This is a genomic window from Gammaproteobacteria bacterium (assembly GCA_022340215.1).
Taxonomy (GTDB): Bacteria; Pseudomonadota; Gammaproteobacteria; order JAJDOJ01; family JAJDOJ01; genus JAJDOJ01.
Window position 1 is genome coordinate 1 of sequence record JAJDOJ010000234.1, and the last position, 7,710, is coordinate 7,710.

The 7,710-nt window shown below is 58.3% G+C and carries 7 protein-coding genes and 1 pseudogene; 7 read left to right on the plus strand and 1 reads right to left on the minus strand.

Going from position 1 to position 7,710, the window contains the following annotated elements:
- Positions 1–136: 136 nt before the first annotated feature.
- Positions 137–1,708 carry a DEAD/DEAH box helicase family protein gene (locus LJE91_16275; GenBank protein ID MCG6870226.1) on the minus strand — a complete coding sequence of 524 codons (1,572 nt, stop codon included), beginning with the start codon at positions 1,706–1,708 and terminating at the stop codon, positions 137–139.
- Between the two features lie 321 nt (positions 1,709–2,029).
- Between LJE91_16275 and LJE91_16280 the strand changes: the two genes are divergently transcribed.
- The 7 genes and pseudogenes from LJE91_16280 to LJE91_16310 all read left to right on the plus strand — a co-directional run.
- The gene (locus LJE91_16280) at positions 2,030–3,499 is read left to right on the plus strand and encodes a DNA photolyase family protein (GenBank protein ID MCG6870227.1); all 1,470 of its coding nucleotides are present in this window, start codon (positions 2,030–2,032) and stop codon (positions 3,497–3,499) included.
- A gap of 17 nt (positions 3,500–3,516) precedes the next feature.
- Positions 3,517–4,209 carry an SDR family oxidoreductase gene (locus tag LJE91_16285; protein MCG6870228.1) on the plus strand — a complete coding sequence of 231 codons (693 nt, stop codon included), beginning with the start codon at positions 3,517–3,519 and terminating at the stop codon, positions 4,207–4,209.
- A 75-nt stretch (positions 4,210–4,284) separates the two neighbouring features.
- Positions 4,285–4,710, plus strand: coding sequence for a DUF393 domain-containing protein (locus tag LJE91_16290; protein ID MCG6870229.1), 426 nt, complete (start codon positions 4,285–4,287; stop codon positions 4,708–4,710).
- A 17-nt stretch (positions 4,711–4,727) separates the two neighbouring features.
- The gene (locus LJE91_16295; protein MCG6870230.1) at positions 4,728–5,678 is read left to right on the plus strand and encodes an NAD(P)H-binding protein; all 951 of its coding nucleotides are present in this window, start codon (positions 4,728–4,730) and stop codon (positions 5,676–5,678) included.
- Positions 5,675–6,994, plus strand: coding sequence for an AarF/ABC1/UbiB kinase family protein (locus tag LJE91_16300; GenBank protein ID MCG6870231.1), 1,320 nt, complete (start codon positions 5,675–5,677; stop codon positions 6,992–6,994). Before LJE91_16295 ends, LJE91_16300 begins: the two co-directional genes overlap by 4 nt.
- 193 nt (positions 6,995–7,187) lie before the next feature.
- Positions 7,188–7,463, plus strand: a pseudogene (locus LJE91_16305) (glutathione peroxidase).
- A gap of 32 nt (positions 7,464–7,495) precedes the next feature.
- The coding region (locus LJE91_16310) for a hypothetical protein (protein ID MCG6870232.1) at positions 7,496–7,710 on the plus strand (215 nt) is incomplete at its 3' end.

Consider the following 7,710-nt stretch of genomic DNA (forward strand, 5'->3'; position numbering starts at 1 on the left):
ATAAAAGTTTAACATGTGGTGGACCCCCTGTTTTTTCGGAGATCCCCACGTTACGTTACTATTTCGTTTCCTGGTTGTCTAGGCCTTTCGTAAGATCCGGATATATCGTGCTTTTCCAAAATCTTTTTCTTGAGATCTATAGCACGTAGCGCAAGGGCGCATAGGCAGCGAGGTTGAGACGGCGTATGTCGAGATTGATGTCACGGATCGAGGGGAACTGGCCGGCCAGGTCCACGTCGGCCTTGAACTTGATGGGCCGTAAACGATCCGGGAAACGGCCGGTCTCGGCGGTGCCGTAGTACTTTTCGATGTGCTTGCGCGAACGGGCGATGGTCAGACGGTCGAGCAGCGTGAAATAGTCGAACCCGAGCATCTCGACCAGGCGCGACGGCGAGCGCTCAGTTTCGTCTAGATCGAGCCAGCGGTTGAACTGCTTTTGCGCCAGACGCGTGGTCGCATCGATACTCGAGATCCCGTGATCCAGCAATGCCGTATCGTCCCCCTCCGTGGCGAAGGCGATCTGGTTGCGCAAGTCGGCCATCCGGTTGTTGACCGGCGTCGCCGAGAGCATGAGGACTCGCGACTTGACGCCTTCCCGAATGATCCTGCGCATCAGGCGGTCGTAACGGGTTTCCCCGCCGTGGCGTGGCGTCTTCTTGTTGCGGAAGTTATGGGATTCGTCGATGACGACGAGGTCGTAGTTGCCCCAGTTCACGTGCACAAGATCGATGTCCCCGGACAGCCCGCCGTCTCGTGACAGGTCGGTGTGATTGAGCACGTCGTAGTTGAGTCGATCCGCGGCCAGGATATTTCGGCGATCGTTGGACCTGTATAACGTCCAGTTGTCGCGCAAGCGTTTCGGGCAGAGCACCAGGACGCGATCGTTGCGCAGCTCATGATACTTGATGATGGCCAGCGCCTCGAAGGTCTTTCCGAGACCCACGCTGTCGGCGATGATGCAACCGCCGAAGCGATCGAGTTTGTCGATAGCGCCTACGACACCATCGCGCTGGAACCGGTAGAGCTTGTTCCACACCACCGTATTCCGTATGCCGGTCGCCGATTTGACGATGCGCTCCTCGTCGAGGTCCTCGCCGGTGTCCAGAAACAAGTGATAGAGCATCAGCACATAGATACTGAAGGGGTCACGATGTGCGGCCAGTGAGCGCAACGCCGCGATTGTCCGGTCCCGCGCCTCAGTGTCCGATTTCAGCGCGTGCCACTGTGTGTCGAACCAGCCACCGAGAAAACGGCTCTCCTCCGGTGTGTCGGAGGCCTGAATCAGGCTGAGCGGATTGCCAGGCGTGAGGCCGAGACCATCGGTCGTGAACGCGAAAGACCCCAGAAAACCCTGCCGGGGCTCCGAATTCTTGTCCCGGAGCACGACGGCGCCCTGCGGTACGGCTCCGTCCGCCCGCCGCAGCTCTACCTTTTCATTCATCCATTCGGTGCAGCATCGCGCCAGCCAGTGGGTCTGTAACCGGTTACGGGCACCCCGGTCTCCGGGAGATCCCAGCAGAGCGATTTGATCTTCCTCAGGAGGTAACACCAGGCGGGCCTTTCTCAACCCGGACAGTGACTTGGCCAGTTCCGCGAATGCGAAGAGGGAGAACGCGGGTGTCACCATATCGATCGCGTGACCCCGCTCGAGCCAGGGCCGGATCAAATCGATGACACGCTCTGCGCCGGTGTTGCTGACGAGCTTCATTTCACGAACCAGATCCCGATAAATTGTCCGGTCAGGCCACTAACCGGCTATTGCGATGTCGACATGTCCCAATCACCCAGCGTCAAAGCCAAGTTTAGTAGAGCGTACAGAGGCCGTGTTTCCCGCTCCGGTAGAGAGGGACGAATCTCTATTGGAAGAGGCAGGATCCGCCGGATCGGCAAGGTATTGGGCGTGCCAACGTGTTTGCGGCGTATGACCAACTTCCGGCCGGGCGCGGATCGACAGATCCAGTCCCGGATATCTGACGTAGGTCAGAAGGTATCCACCACCTTCCGCAAGTAGCGACACCTCGAACCCGCCATGGCACATCGGATCAATATTCACTGGTTTCGTCAGGATCTGCGCCTTGCGGACAATCCGGCGCTGTACGAGGCCTCAGGACACCATACAATCCTGCCGGTCTTCATACTCGACGATGTCAACCCCGGAAAGCACCGGATGGGCGCCGCGAGTCGCTGGTGGCTTTTTCACTCGCTCTCAGCCTTGGATCGATCGCTGGATGGCGCGCTCAATCTCTATCACGATGATCCTATCCATGTCCTGACTGACATCGCCGATCGATACCAGGTGGACGCAGTTTACTGGAACCGGTGCTACGAGCCCTGGCAAACGGTACGCGACAGCAAGATCAAGGAAGTGCTGAAAGCCCGTGGCATCAGGGTGAAAAGTTTCAACGGTTCACTCCTCCGCGAGCCCTGGGAGAACGTGAAGCAGGACGGCTCGCCTTATCGGATTTTCACCCAGTTTTATCGCAGGTGCTACCCGAAAAGCGTTGGTCTGCGCGAGCCGCTTCCTGAGCCGGACAATCTACATACACATATCGATCAGGGGGGCCGGGTACGTGCCGAATCGCTGGGTCTGATTCCGCTGGTACACTGGGACCGGAAACTCGAACCACACTGGCGGATCGGCGAAGAACCCGCACGTGAGAGGCTGCGACATTTTATCAGGAAGGGACTTCCGGGATACCGCAAGGGGCGGGACTTCCCTGCCGGTCACCATGTTTCGCGGCTCTCACCACATCTGCACTTCGGCGAGATCTCCCCTAACCAGGTCTGGCATTCTCTGGGTTCACAGCCAGAAGACGAAGATCGGGAGCATTTCCGCAGCGAACTTGCCTGGCGGGAGTTCTCGTATCATCTTCTCTTTCACTTTTCCGTTCTCCCAGATCGAAACCTGCAGCCGAAATTCGACAGTTTTCCCTGGCGAGACGACACGCGGCACCTCGAGGCCTGGTGCAGAGGGCAAACCGGCGTCCCCCTGGTCGACGCTGGAATGCGTGAGCTTTGGAACACCGGATACATGCACAACCGAGTTCGTATGGTGGTCGGATCCTTTCTCGTGAAAAACCTGATGCTGCACTGGCGTCACGGTGCAGCCTGGTTCAACGACTGCCTCATCGACGCCGACCTCGCCAACAACAGCGCTGGCTGGCAATGGATTGCCGGCTCCGGGGCCGATGCGGCACCTTACTTCCGGATATTCAATCCCGTTACTCAAGGTCATAAGTTCGACCCCACCGGGGAATACACGCGTCGCCACGTACCGGAACTCGCCCGCCTGCCGGACAAGTACCTCTTCAGTCCGTGGCAGGCACCCGCGGACGTACTCGAGGAAGCGAACGTCGTACTCGGCGAGACTTACCCTGAACCGGTTGTTGACCCGGCAACGTCGCGACAACACGCGATGGAGGCGTTCGCATCGCTGAACAAGGCGGACTCCGCGCGGCCCACCCGGGAAGGGCCGACCGAGGCCATTGCCGGAACCTGAGATTTTCGGAGGACGGGATGAGAAATATCCTGATCGTGGGCGCCACTCGGGGCGTGGGACGTGCGTTGGCAGAAGCACTGTGCGATGACTTCGAACTCTGGACGGCGTCACGCGCGGCGAATGCGCCACTCGGAACGACGCATATCGAGTGGGATGCGGCTACCGGCGATCTTCCGACCGAGGCCCTTCCCACGCGTCTGGATGGACTGGTTTACTGCCCGGGCACCATCCGGTTGATGCCCTTTCCCCAGCTCACAGACCAGATGTTTCTCGAGGACCTGCAGATCAACCTTTTCGGTGCGATCCGTGCTCTGAGGTCAACCCTGTCGGCATTAAAATCCTCGTCCGACCCCAGTGTAGTTCTGTTCTCAACCGTTGCTGTCACGACAGGAATGCCAATGCACGCTTCTGTCTCCGCTGCCAAAGGTGCTCTGGAGGGCCTCACCCGTTCCATCGCGGCAGAATTCGCCCCGAAGATCCGTGTCAATGCGATCGCACCGTCGGTGACTGACACACCCCTTGCCTCAGGGATCTTGCGCAACGAACGGTTGCGGCAGGCCGCCGCCTCGCGGCATCCCATGGAGCGCATTGGCCAGGTGATTGACCTTGCCGGTGTCGCCAGATTTCTTCTTTCTCCGGAGTCGTCATGGATGACGGGCCAGATCATTCACGTCGACGGCGGTATCGGCACACTACGCCGATTCAATTGAAACTCTCAGGCCAAGATGAAGACGCCTCATTCGAAAGATTCGACACCAGAATGCCTCAGGCCGGTCGCGTCGGCAATGCCGATAGTTTTCTTCGACGGCGAATGTCCCCTCTGCCGGCGTGAGATCCGGCACTACAGACGCCTTCGTGGAGCCGATCGAATCGAATGGGTGGATATCACCAAAGAGGAACACCTGCTGTCCGCCCGCGGCCTGACCCGAGAGCGAGCGATGGCACGGTTTCATGTGCTGGATCGAGACGGCCATTGGCAGACCGGTGCCTGGGGATTCGCCGAATTGTGGTCGCATCTTCCCACTTACCGATGGCTTGCGCGTGTGATGCGCATGACAAGGGTCATTCCTATCATCGATCTCGCTTACACGAGGTTTGCTAGGTGGCGAGTCAGCAACCGTTGCGAGGGCGCCGCCTGTATTCACACAGAGACCTCGAGTCCTGACGATGACGATAAAATTCGGTTCGAACCTCCCGATTCTGTTCGGTAAAGACACGCCTTAATACGATGAGCATCAGATCTCGCATTGCAATTTTCGGTGGTACCGGCTTCGTCGGCAGTTACCTGGTCGATGCACTGATCGCCTCGGATAGGCATCCGGTGCTCCTGGTTCGCAACGGCAGCGAGCACAAGCTCAGGCACCCCGAAAACTGCATGATCGTGTCCGGTGACATGGACGATAAAAGGGCTGTAGCGAGCATGCTTACCGATGCGGAAGCTGTGATCTATAACATCGGCATTCTGCGTGAATTTCCAGATCGCAGAATCACATTCCGAAAGCTGCATTACGAGCACGCAAAACGTGCGATGGATGCCACCGTGGCCGCTGGAGTTGGAAGATTTCTACTGATGAGCGCCAATGGCGTCAGGCACGACGGAACGGCGTATCAGCGATACAAGTTCGAAGCTGAGCGCTACCTTGCCTCGACTGGGCTCCAATGGACTGTGTTCCGACCTTCGGTGATCTTCGGAGAACCTCGCGGACACTCCGAGTTCGCGACACAGTTGCTACAAGACATCATTCTGCCGCCCCTGCCCGCCCCCCTTTTCTACAGCGGGTTTCTGCCGCACAACGCCGGGCAGTTCCAGCTGTCGCCGGTACACGTAGAGGACGTCGCGCGAGCGTTCGTGGCCTCTCTGGACCAGCCTGCGACCTATGGTCAGGTGCTGGAGCTCGGTGGACCGAGAGCGTTAAGCTGGCGCGCCATCATCCAGGCCATCGCGGCCGCGGTCGGCCGGAAGAAGACGATGGTCGCGGCTCCTGCTGTCGGTGTCTCGGCCGTTGCGTCCCTGCTGGACCGCTTCGATTCTTTCCCGATCACGCGTGATCAGTTGAAGATGCTCATGGAGGGCAATACCTGTGGGCCAGACGCACTCCTTTCGCTGGGCATCACTCCGAAAACCTTTTCTGTCGACAATCTTCGCTATCTGAAGCCTGCAATCAGGGAATCCGCATGACGAATCCCGAGTTACCCGTCACGGCATCGCGTCTGGGTCGCCTCACCCAGCTAGGCCGACTCGCCGGAAGCATCGCCGGCGGTGCGCTCGGCGAGGGTGCCCGGCAGTTCGTCCGGGGAGCACGCCCGTCGTTCGGAGAACTGCTGCTCACGTCTGCCAACGCACAGCGACTCGCCAACCGCCTGTCGGAAATGCGTGGTGCAGCGATGAAGATCGGTCAACTGCTCTCACTCGAGGCCGGCGAAATCCTTCCGCCGGCGCTATCGCACACACTTGCGCGCCTTCGTGACAATGCCCACATCATGCCACTTGGGCAAGTCGCGCAGGTACTCAACCACGCATGGGGCGAAAACTGGGACAGGGACTTTCGGCGATTTTCATTCACACCCATCGCTGCCGCATCGATTGGCCAGGTTCACAAAGCGACCCTCGATACGGGAGGGCATGTTGCCGTGAAGATCCAGTATCCCGGCATTCGGGAGAGCATCGACAGCGATATCGACAATGTCTCTACCCTGCTTCGCCTTACCGGCTTGCTGCCTGAGGACTTTGATCTCACTGCACTTCTGGAGGAGGCCAAGAGAGAACTCCATTTTGAGGCCGATTATCTAGAGGAAGCGCGGAACTTGGAGCGGTTCCAGGCCCTGCTGTCGGACGATCATCGGTTCCAATTACCGTCCGTTGTCAGGGATCTGACCACGCCCGAGGTACTGACCATGGGATATCTGGACGGTGAACCGATCGAGGTACTTCTTGAGATGGAACAGGCACTCCGCGACTCCGCCGGATCGGCATTACTGGAACTCGGCTTGTCCGAAGTATTCTGTTGGGGGCTCGTGCAGACCGACCCGAACTTCGCCAACTACCGGTATCACCGAGGCAGACAACAGTTACAGCTTCTGGATTTTGGGGCGACACGGCAGTACTCGCCTGTTCGAAAACATAGCCTGAAGGCTCTGCTTCATGCCTGTTATGACGGCGCCGATTCCGACGTAGAGACCGCTGCCAGCAAGGTCGGATACATGAGCGAGGACGACCCACAGCATTACCGGTCCAACATCGTCGCACTCCTGCGGACCGCTACTGAACCACTACGCGCTAAGCAACAGCCGTACACAGTGGGCTCATCGAACCTGGTCGAACGCATGAGCGAGGTCGTCCTGAAAATGCGATTGCGTGAAAAATCGGCGCGAATCCCCCCGCTCGACGTGCTGTATCTGCACCGCAAACTGGGAGGTCTTTACATGCTGCTCAGTCGTCTCGGCGCGAAGATACATACGCAGCGAGTCCTGCAGCCGTTTCTGAATCCAGGATAAGCCACGTAGCAAGACGACACAAAACCAATGGCACAGTATTGATCTACAGGGAATTACCTGACAGATAGAGAAGACAGAACTGATCCGATACCCGTGTCACACGTATCTATTCGAAGATCCAGCATTCAACCTGTGAATACGTAAAGGGTTCAACATGTCTGCAAAATACGTGCTGGCGCTTTTGTTTACTCTGATGACAACCGGGGCCTGCGCGGACACCGGCCCCCTACAAATCGGTTGCAGCAAGCTGCTGAATCACGACGTGGATAAACTGGTCAGCGGCGAGCCCGTGAACCTGTGCAATGACTATTCGGGCAAGGTGGTTCTGGTTGTCAACACGGCGAGCAAATGCGCATTCACGCCCCAATATGAGGCGCTCGAAAGGCTTTACGAAAAGTACAAGGACAGAGGACTCGTCGTACTCGGATTCCCGTCGAATGACTTCGGTCATCAGGAGCCAGGAAGCGAGCAACAGATTCGTGAGTTCTGCCGAAAGGGCCGATGCCGCAAATCCAGTTGCCGATCTTCCCCGAGGGCGTCACCCCCATTACCGCCGTGCTGGCGTTCGGCAAACGGGATGGACGCGTGACCTACTTCAACGGCAGCATGCCGGTGTTCGTTCACGCTGAACAGGACCGGGCCTCTTTCCAAATGATCACCGCCCAGTTCTGTGTCAACGGCAATGCCAAACAGGCGGACATCGTGCGCGCCTTCGG

What these genes read in the sequence shown, in the direction of transcription:
- LJE91_16275 (MCG6870226.1), bottom strand. Translation starts at nt 1,708, where the DNA reads ATGAAGCTCGTCAGCAACACCGGCGCAGAGCGTGTCATCGATTTGATC.
- LJE91_16290 (MCG6870229.1), top strand. Translation starts at nt 4,285, where the DNA reads ATGCCGATAGTTTTCTTCGACGGCGAATGTCCCCTCTGCCGGCGTGAG.
- LJE91_16280 (MCG6870227.1), top strand. Translation starts at nt 2,030, where the DNA reads ATGGCACATCGGATCAATATTCACTGGTTTCGTCAGGATCTGCGCCTT.
- LJE91_16295 (MCG6870230.1), top strand. Translation starts at nt 4,728, where the DNA reads ATGAGCATCAGATCTCGCATTGCAATTTTCGGTGGTACCGGCTTCGTC.
- LJE91_16300 (MCG6870231.1), top strand. Translation starts at nt 5,675, where the DNA reads ATGACGAATCCCGAGTTACCCGTCACGGCATCGCGTCTGGGTCGCCTC.
- LJE91_16285 (MCG6870228.1), top strand. Translation starts at nt 3,517, where the DNA reads ATGAGAAATATCCTGATCGTGGGCGCCACTCGGGGCGTGGGACGTGCG.